We start from the raw sequence: 23,046 nt of genomic DNA, 5'->3' as shown, positions 1-23,046 counted from the left end.
GGTCTCCATATACTGACCTAAATACTGGCCTTTCAAGTCTGATCTCAGGTCGAATGCGCGCTCGACACCTGAAGCCATAAAGCTTGGCAGCATAAGAAATGCGACTATTATGGAAACAAGGTGCACTACTTTTCACTCACTTTTCGTGTAAGTCGCCTTTCTCCTTCTCGGTTGCTGGTGAAAACGGACGATGGGAGAAATTTGCCGTACGGATCGGCAGGATTTCATCGATTCGCACCGGATCGCCACTCTCAAAAAATGAGGCATAAAAATCCAGCCAGCTCCTCCTCATCACAATCTGCAATGTCCTGATCATTGAGATTTTTAATAACTTGCTCGATGCTGTTCCCCTGGGTCAACAATCGGGCGATGGTATGGAGAGATCGGGGAACATTGAACGCAGCAATCGTATCAAACTTGATTTTAATCATGAGGACACCGGCCGAAAAAACGGCGGGTCCTGCGAGGTGTCCTGGTCTACGCTGAGAAGGGGGATCAACACCGTGGAGCAGGTGCCAACGGGCCAGACTCACTTCTATGGCATCCGCCAAATCACCGACACTTTCTCCTTCAGACTTCTCTCGTATAAAACTTGCCAATCCATCGAGAGCACGGACAATGCACAGCGAACTGGGCGGTAGGTTTGCAAAATAGCGAGCGACCAACTCTTTGATCAACTCAGGTCCATAATCCGCACAGACTGGTGCAAGCACGACCTCAGCCAATGAAGAGACAGCGCGACCGAGAAAGCTATCATGATAGACACCAATTCGCGACGCGTAGTGAGGATGGAGCCCGGCTAAAGTTTCCTTGATACCGGGACGTGGCCTGATTGCTATCACTTGCTCCACGATGGCCCGCTGCAAGTTAATATCATCAGGGGTGAGCATGCGATTCATCCTCCCGACGCAAAAAGATAGCCTTCTGAACCTTGGTCAACTCGCCCAAAACTTGTTCGAGGTTGGCGTCTTGTTGATCCCACTCCAAAATTACTGGCAGGGATACAGCGGGTAAAGCTGCGAGAGTCAACCGAAGCAGATTCAAGACATTCGGCGCAGGGCTCTTGTCGTGGGTATCGAAGAGGTAGGATCCGCAATCAGTGTAACCTGCAACATGGACCTGCTCGATGTATTCAATCGGAAATTTGAGAAGCTCATGCGCCGCATCGAAGTTGAAATTATAAGAATTAACATAGAGATTGTTGACATCCAACAGAACCCCGCAACCGCTTCGCGCAACCAGCTCAGAAAAGAATTCGCCTTCGCTCATCTCGTCGCCGACATAACTCGTATAGGCCGAAGGATTCTCAAGACAGATGCGCCGACCCAAATTTTCCTGCACCCTTGTGATGCGCTCGCTTATATGTTGAAGATAGCGCCGGTGCCTTGGAATCGGCAGGAGTTCGTAAGTCGATCGGCCACCTGATCGTGTAAAGCATAAATGATCGCTCACGACCGCGGGTTGAAACAGGGTGATGAGCCTGGAAAGTTCATTGAGATACGTTTCGTCGAGAGGGTCGCAACCCCCTATATCCAGCCCGACCCCATGCAAGAGCACAGGGCCTCGCTCGGCGAGAGCCAGCGTTCGAGCCAACGCTGGCCCTCCCTCATGAAACATCAGATTATCGCTCATGATCTCGAGCATAGGTAAGGAATCGCAAGCCTCGAGGGCACTGAAGTACTGAGGACGTAGGCCGATGCCCCATTTAGCCAGATTTCTTGACACCTTCCTTATCGCGGATGATGAGCTTGCCTCCGGCATCTTTTTCAAAGACAAATCCCCCCTCTTTCCAGCATTCATCATTGGTAGGCTTGGAAACCCAGGCCAGCACGCCGCCTTTGGCTGAACCCTCAGAATTGCCCGCACAGTCGATGATTTTGCTCTTGGTATAATGTTCCTTATAAACTTTATTGGCTGCTTCGATATGGTCTTTGGAAATTGCACAGCCGTTGTTACCCCTACAGGTATTGATCCCGTAGCATTCAGCGGTTTTTTGACCCTTTTTGGGAGCTGCGACGCCGTCTTCTGGAGTTCCCAACGCTGCACCGACACTCAAGGTCAAGGCTGCAATTTCCAGCATTCGTTCACGTTTAGCCATACTCATTCTCCTCAGGTGGACTGTAAACCGCTCTCAATAATGCCTTTTGTGGGGCCGCCTCAGACGCGAGGTCAGATATCTTAAATCCAACTCTAGAATGGGCTTTATGGATCATGTAAGGGGTGGGTTCAGCTGGGTTCGCCCTCGCACAGTATCCTTCCTGTAAAGATAGGACTCATGCTACAATATTGAGTCTAATTCGAATATATGGAATCGACAAGTCACGTTTGGAGTTTGGGATGATAAACATGCGTCGTCCGCTTTTACTCATATTGGTTCTCTTGATGAGTGCAGCTGCACTATCCGCTGCGTGGGCCTATGTGCTCAGCGTAGGGCGCGCAGCCTTTGAAGCTGATATTTTGAAGGTGAAACAAAGCTTTTTCGAAGGCGTTAAGGCGGCCGAAAGCGCCGTCCAGAGCGTCGAATCTTTCAGCGAAGCCATAGGCACAATCGATCAGGAGCGCTTTGGAAGGTTTACCGCAGACCTCATGACGAAATCGCCATTCCTCATGGGAGTTATTTATTATCAGCGCGTCGCCGACGCAGGACGACTTGAATACGAAGCCGAACTAAGAGGCAAAGGTATCGGGGAAACAATTTTGGAAGGTGGAGTCGGCGATTCCCCTGATATCCGTCCAGCCAAGGTCGGCAACGAATACTTTGCTGTGACAGCCGTCGATGCCGGCGCCCGCGAGGCGTCATACTTCGGCTGGAATGCATTAACCGATCCTAATAAAGATGTTGCAATCAAAAAACTTTTATCTGTTGGTGAACCCGTCGCAAGCGGTGCTTTTCTTCTTGACAACGGCAACATTGCTATTGAGATTTTTGCTCCCGTACGGAATCGAGATGCTGCGATCGTCGGTGTTATAGGTGCAACTGTGGATCTGACCCGATTGCTAGGCGACGAACGCTGGCGGGAAGGCGTTACGATTGTTATGACCACGGTACTGGCCGGTGAATCCATAGCCAAAGACATTTACCGTTATCTCGATCGCTCTGAGGCAGCATGGCCGAACTTAGGCTCAATCACGTCAAAAATCGAACTCGACCGCTTTGGCCAGCAGCTCGGCCTCAAATTTGAAAAGCAACTTTATCCCGGTCGAGTCAATCTCACCATTATCTGGCTTACTCTAGCGGCCTGCCTCCTCCTGGCTCTACTGGGATCTTACTTACTTTTGACCTATGAAAAACTGCAAAAAAGCCTGGCCGGGCTCGCTGAAGCCAACAGTTCACTTGAACGTCGAGTTAATGAACGAACACTGGACCTCAAACTTGCTCATGCGGAAGTCAAGGAAATCCTGGATAACCTGGACGATCTGGTGGTGACGGTTGATCCAGAAATGAAAATAGGCGCCACTCATTCGCCTGCTTCGCTGCGACTGCTGGGAAGGGACGCCATTGTCGGGTGCTCGCTGACCGATGTCCTCTTTAAGGATCTTGATCGCCACGATGCCAATCAAGGTAAGCATTTGTTCGTCATGGAGATGCTTCGTCACTCTGATCCTTTTCAATGGTCCATCAGCACTCATGATCTCATGCCGGTATTACGCTATAAAAGCAGTGAAACGAGCGCTGAAAGGACACTCTCTTTGCGCTATTCACCTATCTTTGAAAACGATGTTTTCCGTAAGATGATCGTAGTGGCCAGTGACGTAACAGAAATTTTAGCACTCCGAGCAAGTCTCGCGGCTCGCGAAAAAGAATCCACCTTGCGCGAAACTGTGCTCTTGGAGATAGCAGCCAGTGACAAACGGCAGTTGCGAGGATTCTTTAAGGAATTCGAGGCCCGCATGGAAGAGATCAGAACCTTTTCTTTGCAGCCAGATCCTCAGGCTACGTTACCCATTCTCCGTTCACTTCATACGATTAAAGGCACGGCCCGTAGTGTTGGCCTTAAACTGCTCGCCAAATGTGTCCATGCTGTGGAAGATCAGCTTGAACCACTGCGCTTGACCCTCATGGGATCCAACAGTGAGCATGTCGATTTCGAAGCAAGTGTCAGAAGCTCTGGATTTACGGAGATACATTCCGTATACACGGCATACCATCGCATCTTTGTAGAGCTTTTTACTGACACGGAGAGCAGCCCGCTTGCACCGCGCTTTATCTCTCGACTTGGCAACTTCCTCGGCTCGGTTAAAACCGATAGAAAAGAGTTGGCAAACTGGTTTGAGATGTCTCAGAATGAAGAGGTTTTAAGCGTTGTGGAGATTTTCGAAGGATTTTTTCCTACCCTACAGGAACTGGCAGGAGAACTCGGCAAAGAATTGATTTTCGAGACACCACAGTGGGATCTTTATATCGCTGGAAGTCTTAAAAGCGCTCTGCAAGAAGCCTTTACCCATGTTTTACGCAATGCAATTGATCATGGTATCGAAGATCCAGAGGAGCGGACGAGCAGCGGCAAGCCCAGCAAGGGCAAACTTTGGTTGACGTTCGAGGATCGGATTCAACACACTCTGCTGACTATTTGCGACGATGGCCGCGGCATCAATCTAAAAAGGGTTTATGATTTGGCTCAGTCCAAGCAGCTGGTCAACCAACCCTTTGCTGATATGCATGAAAACCAGATCCTCGATCTCTTGTTCGCGCCAGGCTTTTCGACTAAAACAGAAATTTCCGAGCTGAGTGGTCGCGGCGTGGGGCTTGACGCCGTACGCGTCGCTCTTAAACGCTGCGGGGTCGAGTGTCGCTTCAGCTCAAAAACAGGACATGGCAGCTATTTTGAGATGCTGATACCACGATCCGCTCTACGCTTTGTAGCGACGCCAGAGGCGGAGTTAAGGATGATTTCATAGCCCAGGACCCTATTCACCTAAAATTTTAACCGGGAAGCCAGTGGGCTCCACCGGGTCCAGGCCCTGCAGCAGTGTCTTCTGTCCGGCAGCATACGCAGGCCGTCGGGCGCGATTGACTTTACCGAGAGGTCGGTGATGTTCGGTCGTGTGCCAGGGGGTAAAAGCCAAGGCTTCGCAAGCGGCCATCACCTCAGAGTCAGTTATATCCTGCCTGGGAATGGTGATACGGGCCACTGGCAGCGTAGGGCTGAGCTCTTCTGTCCATTCCACCGTGCTCACCTCGATCGGGGTTTTTACTGGATCCGTTTGCAACTGAAGACCCATCTCCCAGCACATCGCATGCTGGGTGAGGTATCTTGCCAGATCGTTCCGTAGGTAATCGCCATCGTTTGGATCGGCCTTGCCTGCAGAGGCCTCACCACAGCGTTGGATGTTATATTTCATGGCTTTGTTGCCTAGGCGGTAAGGAGTCTGGCTCCAGAATCTCGCATTTGTCAAATTGGGCACATCGGTCGAAGTAGTGGCAAACAAACGTTGAGTAAAGATGGGATGACGTGCAAGAAACCATAGCACTGAGGACGCGCCACGGGCCGAAGCCAGAATGAAATCAGCAAACTCACGAGGCTCCGAACTGAAGTTCATAGGGGAGTTATTCAGTAGAAAATCCTGAGTTTTGGCCGTGCTTTGGGTTGCAAGCAGCTTCTCACCCTCGACGTCGAAAAGTTTGATACCGACGCCTCGAACGTCCCGATGGCTATCGCCAGCCGATTTTGCAGATCCATTGGAAAAGCGCATGACGGTCCGATAACTCTTTTCTTCCGCAAAAAGCCCCTCGCGGGTCAGAGGAGATCGATCAGGCAGCATGGTCAAGGTGCCCGAGACACAGCCATGAATCTTGGCATGAAAACCCTTTTGCAGGGGGTTATAGGATTCTTGCAGGGCCCGCAGATCTCGGACGATAGTCGAGAATTCCATCCCTTCATCTTCACCGATTTCTTCTTCATACAAAGCCAAGGGTTCGGCAAAGGCGTTGGTGGCACCAGCAAAAAAGTAAACACATTGCAAAAAAATGATCAGCTTAGACCCTGGGTAAATCATGGAGTTTCCTTCAATTGCATACTTCCAAGATAACACGAATACTCAGGAATTTGGCCTACGAGGCGAGGAATGACAGCCCTCTTGTAAGACGCTAGCGTGCCGATCGATGACTGTTGTCTCGAAGTCGGTCAGAAGGGAGTTGAGTGGATATCATCACTTTTTTTGTACGCGGATTCTTAAGGACCGAAGTATTCTCTTGCTCATATGTTCACATCAATATTGGGTGACGCCCTATGAGTGTAGATTTGAACCATACTATCGTACATGCACGCGACCAGCGAGAATCAGCGACCTTCATGGCAGAAATTCTTGGACTTCCGCCGCCCGAACCATTCTACCACTTCCTCGTCGTTCGCACGGCCAACGGCGTGAGCCTTGATTTTCTTGCCACTGATGAAGAGATCCAACCACAGCACTACGCTTTTCTCGTCAGTGAAAAAGAATTCGACGAAATATTTGGCAGGATAAAGCAGCGAGGCGTTCCCTATTGGGCTGATCCAGCAGGCAGGCGTCCTGGAGAAATCAACACCAATGACGGCGGCCGCGGCATCTATTTTGCTGATCCCTCGGGAAACTATTTGGAAATTATCACCAGGCCGTACGGCCGAAGTGGAGCTTGATCTTTATCAGCATGAATCACTGCAGTGTACCAGAGATGGAGCAGCAATAGACTCGATCGACCCGCCCTGCAGCTCCATAATGGCGAACACCAACCGAAACTCTACCAGAATGGCATTGATAGGCACTGAGTTGATGGACAGTTCCTATATCGGAAAAATTGTAGTCTTCGTTGCAATCGGAGAGATTGATGGCAACGCCTCGACGCCTACTGAACCGCAACGACTCTATCAACGGTTCCGTTGGAAAGAGCCAGTAAGGACATGGCCCAATATCTCCATAGGTCTAAATTTGCTTTTGCCAGGGATTCAAATTCAACCATCTGACGATGCATTCAATCCTTAAATATTGCGCCAATGGCCTGCTCCAGTGGGCACCCATCAACATGCTTGTTCGATGTATTGGAACGCGTCTCCATACGCTTTTTCAGCAAGCTCGAATAAACTAAGTTCAATCGACATATGCATCGCGGTGGGGAGCACCGAGCCGAGCGGCATGCTTCATGCAGGACGCACGAAAGGCGGCTCTAACGTCGTCTTTAAACATAAGAAAGCGTGTGCGTACACGTTGGCTAGGGAGCCCGATATGTTTTCGGAACAGCTCAAAGAAAAAGTTTCAGTGTTGCTTGTCGATGATAAACAGCGGAATCTCGACGTCCTGCGCGCTATTTTGAGTGGCTTGGATTATCACCTGGTGGAGGCCACATCCGGTTCGGAAGCGTTGGCCTGTCTGCAGCACAACGAGTTCGCAGTTGTTCTTCTGGATGTCATGATGCCAGCAATGGATGGATTTGAATGCGCGAAGCTTATTCGAGCCACTCGCAACTGTACACATACACCTATCATTTTTGTCTCTGCCGTCGCCGATGAGATGGACTTTATTTATAAGGGCTATAACTCTGGCGCTGTCGACTATATTGTCAAGCCTTTCAACCCGGCTGTTCTGAAAGCCAAGGTTGCCATCTTTGCCGATTTATTCCGAACCAAGAAAATCCTTATCGATCAACTTCACGAAGCGCGTGCACTCTGTCATAAGCTGGAAGTTGAAAAAGCTCATGGGAACGAGGAAAAAAAGGTTCTGCTGGATATGGTGCACGATTTCGCAGCTTCATTTGAAGAGCGCTTAAAATTCAACGAGGCCATCACCCCTGCCCTCAGCATCGCGCGCAGCGATGTTTTTACCAGCACAGCAACCTGAAAACCAATAGGCCCACATAATGACCAGGCATCATAAGGGCTCTTTCAAGACAGTGCTTCCTGGTAGCCGACCAGTTAAGAATTTCTGGAAAGACTCAAGAAATCGCCATGGATGCCGATAGTTATAAAAAAGCTGGAGACAAGTCCATGATACGCAAGTCGGCGATGGCTCTGAGTCTGGTCTGTTGGGGCATTTTGCCTCAATGTTCGCTGAAAAACGAGTCAAGCGATACCAATCAGACTCAAGGGAGAAGGCTTGACCCCTCGGTTTATACCATGACCGCCTATGTGTTTCATGTGACTCCATTCGATGAAAAACAGCCTGTCATTTCAGCAAAATGGCTGGATGGTGTGGGTGAAATTATTCCCGGTGAAAGATTTTCCGCGACCCAGCTGAGGCATACCCTTCCTCTGACCGACCGAAACAAAACCTTGGCATTTGATATTGAGGTCAATGGCGTTAAAGCGTCCAGCGGCCCTCTCAGCTTCAAGGACTGTGATTTCATCTCGGAGCTTGGCTACAATGCCAGCGATTTCCGTCACATGCTTTTGAACTATAATTTTGTTTCAGACACGGCGGGACAGGTCGATGGCAGCTCGACGCCTGATCCTACTCCAAACCCAGCCTTCGCTCTCGCATCAAGCCTACTGGAACGCACACCACCCGGAGCTTCCGGTCCTCATGATGCTTTGGCTGTGCAATGCGAGCAGGTACCAACTCAAACGGCAGGTAAGACGAGTGAAATTCAATTGACCATGCGACCTGACCAGCCGCTTACGATTGAAGTTCAAGGCAAAAAAGTTGTGCCCAGGGCTGTCTCACGCACAGGCATCGTGCCAGCCTTTTCGCAAACATTTGCTTTCGACTTTCCTAATGAGACGCGCGTGGCCAATGCCAGTGTTGATATCACGATCCGCTCGAAATCAGGAGACTCACCCTATCGCGTTTCTTTTCAAAGTTGTGAAAGCATCGTGCAAAGTCATGAGAAGGAACTTATCATTTCGCAGAAACTGAGCCTCTATTTCGACGACAAAGGCTCTTTGCGCCAGGGCAGTTCGTTGGATTGCTGCCTGTCCAATGGAACCTGCTTGGTCATGGTCGCGGGCTGAGGCCAGCGTTTCCAAAGGACTGCATCGGCTCGCCACGTAGCCCAGCCTATTTTCCTGGGACTTTTTTGCAATATTCTGCACTTTCTGTGGTCCTTTAAATTGGTCAATTGCTGGCGGCATGCACGAAAGAGTGGAATTCCTGAGAATGAACCTGAGCCAGTGATGGGGTTGACGATGAAATGCTGCGAATTTTATTGATGTGGAGTGCATCATGAGTGATTGGATGACGGTTGCGACCTATCTGGATCGCGAGAGCGCAGAAATTGCCAAAGGTTTATTGGAGTCTGCCGGAATACCAGCCCAGGTGAAAGCTGATGATATGGGCGGCAATCGCCCTTATCTTGGCTTTGGACCTGGAGTGAGATTAACAGTTGAACGGCGCCATCAAGTCGAAGCGAAACAGATATTGGAAGAGGTCGAACTCAAGACAGAACGAAAGGCCTCTCCCGCTCATGCCAAGGCGTTCACCCGGGCTCAGACACTCTGTTTGCTAAGTCTTGTCGTGCCTCTTTTTCCTAACGTCGTCTCTTTGTATCTCATGTATAAGCATCGTCCTTCCATGCTTCTTGAGAAAGGGACCACTCGCTATGCCCTGCTCGTCCTCCTTAATGGCCTTTTGCTTGGCTTTTATGGGCTGGTTCTCGTGCTTGCATGTTTGTGATCCTCAGGCGGTAGAGCTTATCCAACGAGAGTCTTCACGATTTGACTGGCTTCACGACCATCAAACCGACCCTTGATTTCAGGCGAGATGGCCTTCATAACGGCACCAAAGTCGGCTCCTGGATTGTCATGGATAAAGGTCCGAACCATGGTCTCAAAATCTTCTTTGCTCAGAGGCTGGGGCACATATGCTGAAAGAAATTCAATTTCGCTCTTAATCTTCGCCACCTCCTCGGAACCTGCTGGGTAGGATTCCATGGAATCCTTCAGCTTCTTGACGTGAGCGATCGCGACTTCGGCATCTGACTTGGGCTTTGCTGAAGTATTGTTTTCGATAAAAGCGCTTTTCAGAAGACGAAGCGCGTCAAGACGACCTTTATCCTTGGCTTTCATAGCGGCTTTAATATCTTCACTGACCCGTTCAATCATGGTGCACTCCTTTGAGACTTCGGGGGACTACTCTACACCAAGGCCTCAGTCACGCCCAAGCCTTTCGCAAGTCCAATGCACTTCGGAAATGTCCCTTTGGCTTAGGTTTAGGCGGGCGCTGCATGGAATCAACGCCCCCAGAAACTGGCCTCTTCACACGCATTAATCCTTAAACCGTAATGCAGATAAATAAGGCTTTTCGCAGGCTAAAATGAGCCATGCAGCGATCGAGAAACCATCTGGTTCCTCGGCGCGAGTTGAGTATACTGCTGCTGATTGCACCAGCATATTGATGAGGGAAGCTGCATATGACAAGATATTTTTGCCTTTCGGGAGGCCTGACGCTTATCCTGGCTATGAGCTGCGCACAGCAGAATTCACCGCTTGAAAATCTTCCAGTGTCTGAACATGCAAGTCCTCCTCCCGAGCCCGATCCTTCGCAGCGGGTTATTCGCGGCAGCTGGGCGCTTCCTGTTGCACCGAATGACGTCAGGATTCCTGGAGGCAAGGTCGAACGAAGAGATCAGGAGATTCGTGTTTCCCTAGCGGTTGAGGATTTTGAAAAGCCAGGCTTTGATCGTTCTGGCTATTGGGATCAGAGCGGGATTTACGAGCATGCCTATGGGGGCGACCGCAGCGGCTCGCTATCCTATCGTTTTACGGGCATGGACCTCACACCCCAGGCCCTTAAGATCAAGGCCCGTTTAAGCGCTGAATCTCAGACGCAGGGTAAACCCAATGAAACCAGCGATGTGACTTTGATGATCAATGGTGTGTCGGTCGGCAAGCAGACCGTGGTTCCCGACAATGGCATCGGGCTCTTTTATGTCTGGCATGTGACGGATCCAGCCCAGATTCGAAAGCTGAATATCGCGCCAGGCACAGCCAATGAGCTACGTTTTGTCGTGAGCGACAGGGCCCGTAATCAGCACGGTCTCTGCATCTATGGTAAGGCTCTTGAAGCCTCGGCGCCTGAACCCGGAGAGCCCCTGACCATCATCTATCGTCTCGCCCAAAACCATGAGCCATCGAGGAAAGCACCATGAAATATTTTCATCATCTCCTGTCTCTCATGTTCAGCACGCCCCTGCTGGCCGTACCGCAGCCCATCGTCCTGGACGATTTCGAAACAAAGCAGCCCTGGGAGCTTAAGGAGTGGGGCGACAGCGCGGAACTGAGCGTGAAAACGCAGCAGGCGTCGCAAGGCAGGAAGGCGCTCGTCCTGGAGTTCGCCAAAGCGGCAACGGAGCCGCATCCTAGAGGGATTGTTTTAAGGCGTTCCCTGCTGGGCCGAGCTTCGGATTATCAGGACTTCATCTTTGATATCTTTGTCGAAACGCGATCGCCTCTGCAGCTCCATGTGTCGGTCGACGCTGACCAAAGTTATGAAAGGTCTCCCCTTACTTTGAAGCCAGGGTTGAATAAGGATGTGCATATCCCACTGCTTGGAGACGCGTTTCAAGCCAAGGATCCCGATGGAAAGATAGTTCATCTCAATCCGAATCTCGCGATTGGGACGTTGATCCTGAGTTTCCTTCGCACGGAAAACGAGGCGGGTCGGGTCTACTTGGACAACATCCGCGCCGGGCATCGTCCGGAGTGGAGCCTGCAGAGATCAAAGCCCGCGGCCATACCTCCTCACCCCATCCGCATTCAGAAACTCACGGGACAGCAGCCTAAAGTCAAGATGTTTAGCCTTATGGAGCTGACGGTTGATCTGGATGCCCAGGTTCTCGATCCTTATGATTCAAAAGAGCTTGAGCTTAAAGGTATCTTCACGTCTCCCGCTGGCCAAAAGATGGAAATTCCTGGCTTTCTTTATGCTGGCAAAGTCGGCGATAAGCCTGTGGAGGGCGCAATTTGGAAAATCCGTTTTACGCCGTCCCAGGCGGGCGAGTGGAACTATCATGTCGAAGTCAGGAACCGCTGGAAACGCACCCAAAGCGCAAACCACAAGCTCCTGGCCGAGGCAACCGACAAGAATGGTTTCGTTCGCGTGAATCGAAGTCATCCGACGTACTTCGCCTTTGACTCGGGGCGGTTTTACTATCCTATGGGCCAGAATGTTGCGTGGCTTCCCATGCGTGACTATGAACGCTACTTTACAAAGATGGCCGCCAATGGCGAAAACTGGGCACGGATCTGGATGACAAACTGGAGCTTCGGAATTGAATGGAAACCCATGGGCCATTTTCAGGGTCTCGGTAACTACAACCTGGATCGCGCCCAGAAGCTCGATGAACTCCTCCGGCTGGCGGAAAAAAATGGTATTTATCTGCAGCTGGTCTTCGATTTCCATGGTGCTTTCAGCAACAAGGTCAACCCGGAATGGGCCAACAGTCCCTTTAACGTGACCAACGGTGGATTTCTGACCAGCCCTGATCAGTTCTTCACCGATCCTCGGGCCAAGGACCTTTATAAAAAGCGTCTCCGTTATATCATGGCGCGTTGGGGCCATAGCCCGCATGTGATGGCCTGGGAGTTCTTCAACGAGGTGAGCTTCACCGATGATTTCAACGAAAAAAACGTCACCGCCTGGCACCAGGAAATGGCGACGTTGACCAAACAGCAGGACCCCTACCAACACCTGACGACCACCAGCTACGGCGGCGAAGCGATAGGTGACGTCTATAAGTCAGGCACCATTGACTTCGCGCAATACCACGTCTACACCCACAATCTCTACAAGCAGTTGCGTCAGATCAATAACCGGATGAGCCAATACCAAAAGCCCTATTTCGTAGGGGAATTTGGCAGCGACTCGGCTAACGGCACGGATGATCGGGATCTGCGGGGCGTCTTCCTCCACGCCGGGATATGGAGTCAGTTCATGCAGCCAGCCGCTGGCAATGCCATGCCCTGGTGGTGGGATTCCCATATCGAACCGAACAATCTCTATTATCACTTCGCCGCATTGAGCCGATTTGCAACTGGCCTCGATCGGCGGGAGCACGCCTTCACGCCTGTTCGGCAAAAGCTGCGCATGGAGGTTGGAGAGCAGGCCTATGAATTTGATTTGATTGGTTTGCAGAGCCCTGAATATTCAATGTTCTGGCTCTGCGATTCCATGGGTATGAACCTCAAGGGCCGCTCGCAACCCTTGGCCTACGAGGAGGTGAAAATTGCGCTCGAGAATTTCCAAGAGGAAAGTTATGAAATCGAGTTCTGGGATACGTATCGCGGCGCTGTCCATCAAAAAGCGTTCATAAAATCCGGTCAAGGCAAACTCGCTCTGGAATTGCCGCGGTTCAGCAATGATATCGCTTTTAAAATAAGGCCAAAGAAGGCCCTTGCTCATGAAGAGGCTCGGTTGAACCCTTCGCGTCACGCTGGGCTTTAAGATCATTTTTTGGAGGCAGGCCGTGGGAAGCAGCCATTATTCGAGTCGCCGACCGTCCGCCGAGGTCCGCTGTTATTCAAGCCCTCGCATTGAAGAAATGATCCGCGAAATCAGTGCGTTTTTGCCGAACAGGGAACTGGCGTGGCTCTTTGAAAACTGTTTCCCCAATACTCTGGATACGACCCTTGCTTTTCATCAGGAGCATGAGACGCCCGACACATTCATCATCACAGGTGATATTCCTGCCATGTGGCTGAGGGATTCCTGCGCACAGATCTGGTCTTACCTGCCTTTTGTCCATGAGGATCCCACGCTCGATCTCCTCTTCCAAGGGGCCATTCACCGCCAGGTCCAATGCATCCGTCTCGATCCCTATGCCAATGCCTTTTATTCTGATCAACGGCCCAGTCCCTGGCAGACGGATAGGACGGACATGAAGCCAGGCGTCCATGAACGGAAGTGGGAGCTGGACAGCCTCGCGTATTTCCTGCGTCTGTCTCATGGCTATTGGCAGCAGACAGGATCGCGGCAGGTGTTCGGCGATCAGTGGGCTGAGGCCCTGGGTCTTTGTGTTCAAGTCATCACAAGGCAGATGCAGGCAGACCGGAGTGCAGCTTATCGTTTTCAACGAATTTCTGATATCGCGACGGAAACCTTGCCATTGAGTGGCCAGGGGAACCCAACGCGACCCTGCGGTCTGGTGGCCTCCGGCTTTCGCCCTTCGGATGATGCCTGTATCTTTCCCTATTTGATTCCCTCCAATGCCATGACTGCGGTTTGTCTGCGCAACGTCAGTCAGATGGTGCAGGAGTGGGGGCTTATGGAACTGGCTCGGGACTGCCGCAGTTTGAGCGACACGATTGATGTCGGCATCAGACAATGGGGCATTGGCGAGCACGGCCAGGGTCTTGTGTTTTATTACGAAGTGGACGGTTACGGCGGGCGGGTTTTTATGGATGACGCCAACATACCCAGCCTTCTCTCGCTTCCTTATCTGGGTTACTGTCCCCTTGATGATCCCATCTACCAGAACACAAGGGCTTTGCTCTGGAGCGAGGCCAACCCCTATTTCTTCCGCAGTGGATCCTATGCCGGCATTGGTGGGCCTCACATCGGCCTTGGGTTTATTTGGCCTATGAGCCTGATGATGTGGGCTTTAACCAGTTCAAGTGAAGCTGAGATTCGTCAGGCGCTTCAAGTGCTGATGGCAACCCATGGCGGCACGGGGTTCATGCACGAATCCTTCCATCAGGATCACCCTGATCGTTTCACACGCTCCTGGTTCGGCTGGGCCAATTCACTCTTTGGTGAATTGATCCTTCATCTGTATCGCACCCGACCCGATCTTCTCAAAAGTGTGTGATGGTTGAGGTAGATTCGCGTTACTTGCCAAAAGGTCAATCCAGGATAATCCTGGTCAGTTAAGTTTCCCTCAAGTCGTCCGAATTGCCCCTATTACCAAGACCGACACTCCCTTCACATTACGAATAGATTTGTCCGTGGTACCGACGGGGCTGATTGAACAGGACAAGACCAGCGCAAACCTTTGCATTGTCGCCAAATCGTCAGGAGCCGTGCTTTTCGTATGGCGCAACGGAGCCTTTACCTATGCTGGCGGCAAGGTGGCGCTGACGCTTGAGGGCTTCGCCGAAATTAAAGCTGAAACCAAAACAGAAACGTCAACCACAACGGACGCTAGCACACTTGGATCCGACAGCGCGGTTCCCATCTGTGATATGAGCAAGGCTGCGGCATCAATGTGCGTCGAGTATCCTTTGAGCTTCGGAACGGGACAGGTTGCCACGAGCGTGGAAACCAGTTGTAAAAATGGATCAGGGATGTTCGCAACCTCGTCGAATTGTGGAACGACGGGAGCCATCGGGACCTGTACCATTACGCAAACGAGTGAAAACGTCTCGATAAGTTATAAGTACTTCTACTATGGACCGACTTTTCCCGCTGCTGCTGCCCTGACAAACTGCCAGGAAGACAAAACCGAAAGTCCTGCCGAGGATGGCGAGACCAAAGTCTGGGTTTTCACCAAGGCGGATGGAACCAAGGTTACCATCGACTAATATCGTAAAGGTCAGCGGCGCAAAAACGCTGACAGTTTATTGCAATTCAAGCGGCAGGCTCATCCTGAAAGGGATCGCCTGCTTTTGACTTTAAAGGACGGAAATTTTTAATAGAACAAGTCCACCAGGATTTTTATTAACTTATTAATATTATTAAATAATTTACCATGTCCTAAGGCACAACAAATTGCAAACCCTATGTGCCGGAACCTTTTGGACAAATTCAGCACGCGTGAGAAAGCTGCGCTCTGCTTCCGATAAGGTTGGAAGAAGAGGTATCACAATGAAATGTCTACTTCGGGTAAGATGGGTCGCCCTCATGCTGGGACTTGCTTTGTCCGCAGGGGGATGTGAAAACAGAATTCTTAGCGGCAAACCTGAATCTACCAAGATCAGTTCCAGCTCTCCGACTGTTGACAAATCTTCGATCGAAGCGGAGGCCTCCGAAGAGGTCAGCATCCCTGCGAATATATCTGGCAGCTACCTTGTCTGCCGACCTCTTGAAGCTTATCAAGTCGACGCTGCCTCCGTCGGTTGCCGCTTGAGCCAACTCGCCGATGGTTCGAAGGATCAGACGATCCGTTCCGAGGATCTGCAATGGAAGATTTTGAATGCCGGCTCGTCCCCAGTCGATGCCCAGATTCACCGACAGGTCCAGACTTCCGCTTGGCATGTCACCGTCTCAATCCGAGCAGCAACAGCCGATGAGTGGGCGCAGAAACTGAACGACTATCACGTCAATGTTAGCAATCCCGACAATACCCAAATCGCTGATGAATCCCTGCAAAAGGCCATCGCTCTGGATAGGCTAATTCATTCCAACGACCGCCCACTGGCGGACCCGCGACTCGAGCAAGTGACCGGAGGCTTGCTGCTGAGTTGGCAAGCGGCTCCCACGGTTAATGTCCTGATCGTCCGTTGGAGCGATGCATCTCCCCTGAGCCAGGCTCCGCAGAATAAATCCCCCTACAGCGTGGGAACTATTCTTGGCAACGGCGAGGTGGTCTTCAACGGAAGCGCAGCCAGCTGGCTTGATCAAACTGTGGTGGCTGGAGCGACCTATAGCTATCAGCTCTGGGCTTATAATTCCCAGGATTTGATCTATAGCAACCCAGAACAGCTGCATCTGGTCCGCTCCTGCGTGGAGCTCAAGGCTCGCTTTCCCCAAGTCACGACACGTGATCATGTGATCGATGCGGATGGATACGGCAACCAGCCAGGCTTCCGGGCCTTCTGCGATATGGATTTCGATGGCGGCGGTTGGACACTGGTTCTGAACTATGCCCACGCCCGGAGCACAAATCCACCCCTGGCGGTAAAGACCCAGAATCTGCCTCTGCTCGGCAGCTCGCAACTCGGCATCGACGAGAGCAGCATGCCATGGCTATGGGGTCATGCGGACCCTCAGCTGATGAATACTCTGAGTTTTTCCACAGCTCGCTTCTGGTGCACGTCGGATCACAAGCGCATCATGCACTTTAGGAGCAGTTCAATTTCCTGCCTGGACTATATTCGATCCGGGACTGGCACCTGCGCTGATTTACCGAATGCCATTAGCAACTATCCTGACCATACCGCGACATTGGTGATGACTAATTTCAGTAACAACTCCGGCAGTGAGGCTTTGACCAAGGAACCTTTCTATCAAGCACAGACAAGCCATTGGAATATTCATGCCGACTTCGGAACGAACAACAACGATCGTTGGGAATGCGATGTGCCGATGGATGCGCAGCAGACTCAGAATACACTGCACAGGGTCTGGGTTCGATAGTGTATGGTGACCCGAGTTCAGGGCTGGCAACGCGGACTTACTTCCAATACGCAGCGAATTTTATCCGTCTCGACGAAGGGGCAAACGGGAATCTTGTTGGCACAGGCCAGCAGCTGAAAACTTTCAAGATCCTTGATATCTTGCAAACCCGTGGTATCCCGGACGATGCTGTTAACAAGATCCAGAGTGGTAAAGTTCTTCGGCTTCAGAGGACTGGCTATTTTAGTAATCGGATTCCTGCCGAGTCTAAATGTTTTCCATTTGAACGCGGAGCGATTCAGAAACTCCTCGAGGCCTGCAGAAATTTGATTGCCTGACACGCTCAGCGAACTTTCCGATCCCGCTGCAGGTTGCACGAGGACCAAACCCGACAGGGTTTTCAGCTTATTTTGATCCAGGAGCAGCCTGGTCAGGTTTTTCAGGCGAGCCAGCGGAGTAGGATCACTGATGCTATTCTGAGAAAGATCGAGATCGGTGATGGTTGAAAATCCTGAGAGCGGCTTCACGCTGTAGATACCCTTGCCAACCAACTTCCATTCACCCTTTGGACTGATTTGCTGCGTCAGCTTCTGTTCTGCGTTATAGCATTGAGTGAGAAGTTCCGTGGCTGTTGTTGGAAGAGCCAGGCCGGCAGCCTTGATCAGGGCTTCCACGGACTTGATTTCGTCGCCTTCCAGAATCTGAGGCAGTTTTTGAGCACTGGCGGCGGCCGTTGGATCCTGAAGGCTCGGGGCATAGGCGTAATAACACCATTCAGTAAAGGATTCAGGGTCACCAATAAGATCCCGAGCATCGATGAAGAGTTCGCCATCATGGATCGCTTTTTCCAAACCGTTGACCCCGGCATGGGCCAGCTCGGGCTCACCAGCGACACCTTCCGCACACAGCTCAATCCCGTTGCCACTGCTACTCATCATGGCCTTCGTATTCCAGCAGTCCTCTTCAACCTTGTCATATTCAGTGAGAATTTTATCTGCTCTTTCGATCACTGCCGTGAGGCGATCCGAGCGATCCTTATATTTGGCTAAGATGGCCCTATAGGCGTCACTATTGATCGTCTCGACGGAATCATTGCCGATCAATACACCCAGGTTCTCGTCATTGAGTTCAACACTCTCGGCCCGACGACGAGCTTCTTTGACTTCACTGTGGATCCGCATCAGGCGACCGCGCAGGTCGTTGACAACTTGAAAACGCTCCTGAAGAACCCTGTCTTCCTCGGCACCCAGGGCGGCCTTGGCCAGCTCCTGGACAACCGGATAGGGCTTGGTTTGGATACGGAGTGGTATCATGTTACCGCTGATGAAATTTCGATGGGCGTCGACGGCATCGGTGTTGATATCGGAGGCCATTTTTGCAGCGACCTGGCTCAAGCGCTGAAATATTGCAATGCACGCGACGCGAGTTTCGAACGTACAGTTGAGAAAAGTAATGCCGGTTTTGAGTTCGTCGAGAATTTCCTTCTGACGCGGAGACATGGGAAGACCCTTTTCGTCTTCTCCCACGGTGGCTGACCAGCCTTTGCCAGGCAGCGCGCTCAAAAGTGCAAGCGGATTACCGCCCTTCTGTTCGATGGCGAGGCTGACATTGACGTTGCTCGAAGCCATCAATTTTTCATAGCTGACATCAACGTTCACTTCGGCTACGCCACCGAGTATCTCCGCGCCAAAGCCTGCACCATAAGCATTTCTTTGAAATTCATTGTTGAATTCCATTTTCAGAGTGGCCGTGAATTCTGCACCTTTTTCCACTTCTGAAACATAACGGTCGCCACACATCTGGCGAATCGCGACCGATTTCTTGTCATCGATCAATTTGTTCAAACGATCGATCGGCTTGATGCTGTCGATCGAGCCCAGACCATCGTCACCTAAATAAACCCGACTCCGGGCACCAATCGTATTGAAATGGAGAGTCAAAGTCTCAGCAAGTTTCCCGGACGCAAATTCCTCTGCATACTGCGCACGGCCTTTGACGGTGATGCCGGGATAGACAGGAACGCCCACTTCAATACTGGCGTCCATCAACTTGCTGAGCTGGTCCGATCCGAGATTATGATAAAACTCGAGGTTGGCTTCCTGAGACGGCGTGGTCTCGATAGGCAGTTGGTCGAAGCAGGTGGTGCCGGTGACCCGGGCATCCATGGAACTGTAGCCCATGCCGACCAGGGGAAGTTCGTCCTGAGGAGCAGGAACCAGGTCATTCAACTCAGATTGGGGAACTGGCGCGCCACAGGCGCTGAGCCACACGAGAAACATCAGAAAAAGCAGGTTGTGGGTGCAAGGCATTCGGAACATCAGATTTTTCCTTGTTATACTCATGGAGCTGGTGGTCCCGCTCCCCAAAATATCTTACAAACAGGTTACGAACGAATAACGACTCAGCAGGTCCACACATTTCAGTTTTGGGCTTGATGAGAAGGTGGCTGCCACAAGCGATGGGAAATCCACGGCGGCACGATCCAGAAACTTCGCAGCCTCGTCACGAGTCAGGCCGGTTCCGACCAGGTTGATTTCCGACAGGGCTGGCAGATTCGAGAGAGTCTTGAGGTTGGTCAGGAACTTGTTGCCGCTCAGGTCCAGTTTTTCCAGAGTCGGGATACCTGACAGTTGGCTCAGAACTTTATCCGCAGTCCCTTTGTTCAACGCAGTCGAGGACGACAGCGAGTTTTCCGAGAGGTTGAGAGATGTCACGTAGGTCGTGGCCAAACCATCAATGCTGGCGATCTTGTTTTTGGACAGGTTCAGCACTTCGAGGAAGCGCATTTTCGCCAATGGTAAAGCATCCGCGATAAAGTTCTGGCTCAAGTCAATGCTACGGGTATAGGTCAGCGAAGCGATGGGATCGATGTTGTCGATCCGCATCTGAGACATCACAACCTTGTCGGCTGTGGCATCACGGGTGGCAATGACTGTCGCACCGCAGTCGACCGCGCCTACTGGCCAGAATGTTTCCCCCTTCTCGCTTGGATCGAGACTCAGAGTTTTATTCTTGGGCTTCAGAACGTCATACATTTTCACGAGAGTATACAACTCGTTAGTGCTGAGGATCGTGTTGGCGACAGCGTCACCCAAAGTTGCCTCTTTTTTGATCGTGCCCCACTGGTTGATTTTAGTACACCAGCCCATGATGTCGGTCGGAATCACGACCAGCTTCGTAGCGTCATAAACCAGTTCGGGATCCTTCAGGATCACCGTGTCGGCTGCAGTCACGGCTGCGTCACAGGTTTCCCAAGTGCTGCCGTAGCATGATTGCGCTGCCTTGGCATAAACTTTAACGCGATTCCGGATGATATCCTGGATCTTGCGAATGTCAGACAGGTCTTGGACAGTCAAGCTCATGCCCGATTGCAGAAGTGCGGACGCTCGGTTGTAGTTCGAGATTTCATCGTTCATCTTCTCGCCGAAGGCCCGACGATCCAATGCCAGTTTTGCAGCTTGTGCTGGCGAGATCGGAGCGCTGGTCCATCCGGCGTCGACGCTGTCGTAACTTCTGTAGTCATTGGCTACGGTCGCAAAGCGCTCGGGCAATGGTTGTTTTGTTGTTGGGTCGATGAATTGATCTGGAAATGTGTTCAAATAAGTGAAGATAGCTGCGATAGATTTGCTGCAAGCTTCCCGATTTTTGGTGCTGCAATTCGCAATGTCTTGAACGGCCAAAGTGGAAAGTTTGGTTGCGTCACCACCAACCTGGCGAACTTTCAGACTGATCTTGGCATCGGCATTCGCCTTGCTCACGGCGCTGTTGAACGCGACATTGCCGCCGATGACGGAACTCTCGAATTTGACATTGCCTTCAAAGTTGTCACGCTGGCCCTTGTTGGCAAATTCGAATTTCAAAACTGCGACGAAGTTGGCCGCTAATTTTTTGCGAGAAACAAATTCCGTACCGCATTTCGCGCGCTTTTGTGTTGGATCCAAAGTAGCTTTGGCGGCATCACCGAGACTGTTCAGAACCGCGAGGCCTTCCTGCTGCTTCAGAGCATACTCACCTGATTCCACATTGAAGAATACGGAGAACGTGGAAGAATAAGTATCAGATTGCATATCATTGGCAAACTGCACGCTGCCGCTGCCTTTGAATGCGTCCAAATTAAGATTCAGTTCGCCACCACCCGATAGGGCATCGGAAAGGTCATCGAACGACGCGTTCTGCGAGATAACCAGTTCACCGATTTTTGGCGGAATATACTCAACCGCGGCTCCCGCAGCTGCTGTGGTCGACAGATCGGACGTGAACTTCAAACAAGTCGAACCCAGATGGGTGTCGGCGATCTGGTCATAGGCTTCACCCAATCGAGGGTCGAAGTCACCAGCCGTCGAGCTGAGGGCCGACGCATTTTGTATGTCATGGGTTGGCTTGATTTGGCCGCAGCCGATCAGGCCCAGCGCCACCAGAGCCGTGCTCGTTGGTGCGAGTAACAGTTTACTGTAGAACGTCATTTTCAAGGTCTCCTTTGAGGTTTGTCAATCTTTCACAGGTACGATTGGTAAATTGCTGGAATCAATCCATTCTTAAGTATTTCAAGTCGACTATCTTTGAAGCTTTGGTAGTCGGCGTCACAGGGGGCCATGACATCGCTGAGTTTGCTGTCACTTTGGTTCTTCAGGACAAAATTTTCCAGAAGGGCACGGCAACGATTTAAGCCGAGCTGACCATCGGCCAGCAGGCGTTCCAGATCGTGTCTTACATTCAGAAAACGTTCAGGATCAAAGGTCAATTCCTTGGGTCTGGCTATATCCGGGTTGCCACCGATACCAAGGGTTAGGGATCGCATGAAGGCTGCGATTTGGAACACACTCTTGTCGAAGGCATCCAGAGTCCGCACCTTGTAGAGTTTGGCCTCGATGGGCATCACAAATTCCGTCTGCAATTCTGGAAAGCCGAACTCGTCATAGCGTTTGGTATAGTAACGGAGGACATTCAAGCCACTCGCTGCGGAATATTCGAGTTTGCCCAACTGCGCAGGCAACTTTTCCTGCATATAGGGAAGGATGACATCCTGGTAGTAGCTCGCACAGGATTCAAAACCTTTTCTCGACAACTTACCGCTCTCGATCTTCAGATTGCAGTTCTTGGGTATGCCGTGGGACAAAGCTTTGAAAGCTGCTTGATCGCCACCTTCCTGGTAGACGACAAGGTTTAGAGTCCCAACAGTTTTATCGAGCAGAGTCCCCGAGCGGGATTCGTTCAGCTTGAAAAAGGTTGCGCCCGCTGGTCCCTTGATCTTGAGTTCGGCCTTCATTTCATCCTTGAGTTCTTTGCTCGCGAATGTGTATTCGATGCCGACATGAAATCTTGCGCCCAGATCAACCTGGTAGATCAACTCATCGCCGCAGGTGGCTTTGATTTTCTCCACATTCGGGTTGTCCCGAAGGCCCTTGCCTTCCAAGGATAACGTGGGCTTCTTCAAGTAAACGTTGCCGGCACGATAGGTATAGGAAAGGTAGCTGGCTGTTTTCAAATCCGATTCAGCAAAGGTAACATCGATACTGGAAGAACCACTGCCGCTGAATACACCACCTTTGACCGAAGCCGAAACGGTCATGCCGAACTTGTCGATGATCGTTTTCCGCGATTCCGAGAACCCACCTGTCAGCTTGCCTTCGGGATAGGGGATGACGTCCACTGCCGATGGAGACTCGGCCGCCGTTATGCAAGACGAGTTCAGAAATGTTCCCGTCTTGCTTGCGAAGCCAGATCCCAGGGCATAGCGGACTCCATTGGGCAACGCGACGATCTCAGACTTGAGTTCCGAACGGCTCGTGCTGGGAACCGTTTTTTGGCAGGACAGAGTTCCTGCTGTGGTCAGCAATCCGATCCAGAACATTGTATATTTCATGGCAA

Annotated in this window: 18 protein-coding genes; 10 read left to right on the top strand and 8 right to left on the bottom strand. The window is 51.3% G+C overall.

The window, feature by feature from the left end:
• Window positions 1–251 precede the first annotated feature (251 nt).
• From VE954_RS12535 to VE954_RS12525, 3 genes are read right to left on the bottom strand one after another with little or no spacing between them, the layout of a single operon-like run.
• The gene (locus tag VE954_RS12535; RefSeq protein ID WP_324953179.1) at window positions 252–890 is read right to left on the bottom strand and encodes a hypothetical protein; all 639 of its coding nucleotides are present in this window, start codon (window positions 888–890) and stop codon (window positions 252–254) included.
• Window positions 877–1,761, bottom strand: coding sequence for a DUF692 domain-containing protein (locus tag VE954_RS12530; RefSeq protein ID WP_324953221.1), 885 nt, complete (start codon window positions 1,759–1,761; stop codon window positions 877–879). Before VE954_RS12530 ends, VE954_RS12535 begins: the two co-directional genes overlap by 14 nt.
• Window positions 1,706–2,098 carry a hypothetical protein gene (locus VE954_RS12525; protein ID WP_324953178.1) on the bottom strand — a complete coding sequence of 131 codons (393 nt, stop codon included), beginning with the start codon at window positions 2,096–2,098 and terminating at the stop codon, window positions 1,706–1,708. The genes VE954_RS12530 and VE954_RS12525 overlap by 56 nt, the downstream gene beginning before the upstream one ends.
• A gap of 248 nt (window positions 2,099–2,346) precedes the next feature.
• On the opposite strand from VE954_RS12525, the gene VE954_RS12520 reads away from it, so the two are divergent.
• Window positions 2,347–4,899, top strand: a complete 2,553-nt coding sequence (locus VE954_RS12520; protein WP_324953176.1) for a CHASE domain-containing protein — start codon at window positions 2,347–2,349, stop codon at window positions 4,897–4,899.
• Window positions 4,900–4,908: 9 nt separating this feature from the next.
• Here the strand turns inward: VE954_RS12520 and VE954_RS12515 are convergent, their stop codons facing one another.
• Window positions 4,909–5,997 (bottom strand): catalase, encoded by a 1,089-nt coding sequence (locus tag VE954_RS12515; protein WP_324953174.1) that lies wholly within the window; start codon window positions 5,995–5,997, stop codon window positions 4,909–4,911.
• A gap of 233 nt (window positions 5,998–6,230) precedes the next feature.
• Between VE954_RS12515 and VE954_RS12510 the strand changes: the two genes are divergently transcribed.
• The 4 genes from VE954_RS12510 to VE954_RS12495 all read left to right on the top strand — a co-directional run bounded on the left by VE954_RS12510 (window position 6,231) and on the right by VE954_RS12495 (window position 9,582).
• A complete protein-coding gene (locus tag VE954_RS12510; RefSeq protein ID WP_324953171.1) occupies window positions 6,231–6,617 on the top strand; it encodes a VOC family protein in 387 nt (128 codons plus the stop codon).
• Between the two features lie 583 nt (window positions 6,618–7,200).
• A complete protein-coding gene (locus VE954_RS12505; protein WP_324953169.1) occupies window positions 7,201–7,812 on the top strand; it encodes a response regulator in 612 nt (203 codons plus the stop codon).
• A gap of 146 nt (window positions 7,813–7,958) precedes the next feature.
• The gene (locus VE954_RS12500) at window positions 7,959–8,921 is read left to right on the top strand and encodes a hypothetical protein (RefSeq protein ID WP_324953167.1); all 963 of its coding nucleotides are present in this window, start codon (window positions 7,959–7,961) and stop codon (window positions 8,919–8,921) included.
• A gap of 211 nt (window positions 8,922–9,132) precedes the next feature.
• A complete protein-coding gene (locus VE954_RS12495; RefSeq protein WP_324953166.1) occupies window positions 9,133–9,582 on the top strand; it encodes a DUF2007 domain-containing protein in 450 nt (149 codons plus the stop codon).
• A gap of 17 nt (window positions 9,583–9,599) precedes the next feature.
• Here VE954_RS12495 and VE954_RS12490 read toward each other — a convergent pair whose 3' ends face one another.
• Window positions 9,600–10,010, bottom strand: a complete 411-nt coding sequence (locus VE954_RS12490) for a GatB/YqeY domain-containing protein (protein ID WP_324953164.1) — start codon at window positions 10,008–10,010, stop codon at window positions 9,600–9,602.
• A gap of 308 nt (window positions 10,011–10,318) precedes the next feature.
• Between VE954_RS12490 and VE954_RS12485 the strand changes: the two genes are divergently transcribed.
• From VE954_RS12485 to VE954_RS12465, 5 genes are all read left to right on the top strand, one after another.
• Window positions 10,319–11,056 carry a hypothetical protein gene (locus VE954_RS12485; RefSeq protein WP_324953162.1) on the top strand — a complete coding sequence of 246 codons (738 nt, stop codon included), beginning with the start codon at window positions 10,319–10,321 and terminating at the stop codon, window positions 11,054–11,056.
• Complete coding sequence (locus VE954_RS12480; RefSeq protein ID WP_324953160.1) at window positions 11,053–13,350, top strand: DUF5060 domain-containing protein; 2,298 nt, start codon at window positions 11,053–11,055, stop codon at window positions 13,348–13,350. Before VE954_RS12485 ends, VE954_RS12480 begins: the two co-directional genes overlap by 4 nt.
• A gap of 22 nt (window positions 13,351–13,372) precedes the next feature.
• Entirely contained in the window at window positions 13,373–14,713 is a 1,341-nt protein-coding gene (locus tag VE954_RS12475; protein ID WP_324953158.1) for a glycoside hydrolase family 125 protein, read from the top strand.
• A 130-nt stretch (window positions 14,714–14,843) separates the two neighbouring features.
• Window positions 14,844–15,425: a hypothetical protein gene (locus tag VE954_RS12470; protein ID WP_324953156.1), complete on the top strand. Its 582-nt coding sequence runs from the start codon at window positions 14,844–14,846 to the stop codon at window positions 15,423–15,425.
• Window positions 15,426–15,708: 283 nt separating this feature from the next.
• Window positions 15,709–17,199 carry a fibrinogen-like YCDxxxxGGGW domain-containing protein gene (locus VE954_RS12465; RefSeq protein WP_324953154.1) on the top strand — a complete coding sequence of 497 codons (1,491 nt, stop codon included), beginning with the start codon at window positions 15,709–15,711 and terminating at the stop codon, window positions 17,197–17,199.
• Window positions 17,200–17,216: 17 nt separating this feature from the next.
• On the opposite strand, the gene VE954_RS12460 is transcribed toward VE954_RS12465, so the two are convergent.
• Genes VE954_RS12460 through VE954_RS12450 form a run of 3 tightly spaced genes read right to left on the bottom strand, consistent with a single transcriptional unit; the run spans window position 17,217 to window position 23,041 of the window.
• Window positions 17,217–19,496: a hypothetical protein gene (locus tag VE954_RS12460; protein ID WP_324953153.1), complete on the bottom strand. Its 2,280-nt coding sequence runs from the start codon at window positions 19,494–19,496 to the stop codon at window positions 17,217–17,219.
• A gap of 54 nt (window positions 19,497–19,550) precedes the next feature.
• Window positions 19,551–21,641 carry a hypothetical protein gene (locus VE954_RS12455; protein ID WP_324953151.1) on the bottom strand — a complete coding sequence of 697 codons (2,091 nt, stop codon included), beginning with the start codon at window positions 21,639–21,641 and terminating at the stop codon, window positions 19,551–19,553.
• A gap of 32 nt (window positions 21,642–21,673) precedes the next feature.
• A complete protein-coding gene (locus VE954_RS12450) occupies window positions 21,674–23,041 on the bottom strand; it encodes a hypothetical protein (protein ID WP_324953149.1) in 1,368 nt (455 codons plus the stop codon).
• Between the last annotated feature and the right edge of the window lie 5 nt (window positions 23,042–23,046).

This window comes from Oligoflexus sp. (assembly GCF_035638955.1).
Lineage (GTDB): Bacteria > Bdellovibrionota_B > Oligoflexia > Oligoflexales > Oligoflexaceae > Oligoflexus.
This window is presented reverse-complemented; position numbering and strand designations above follow the sequence as displayed.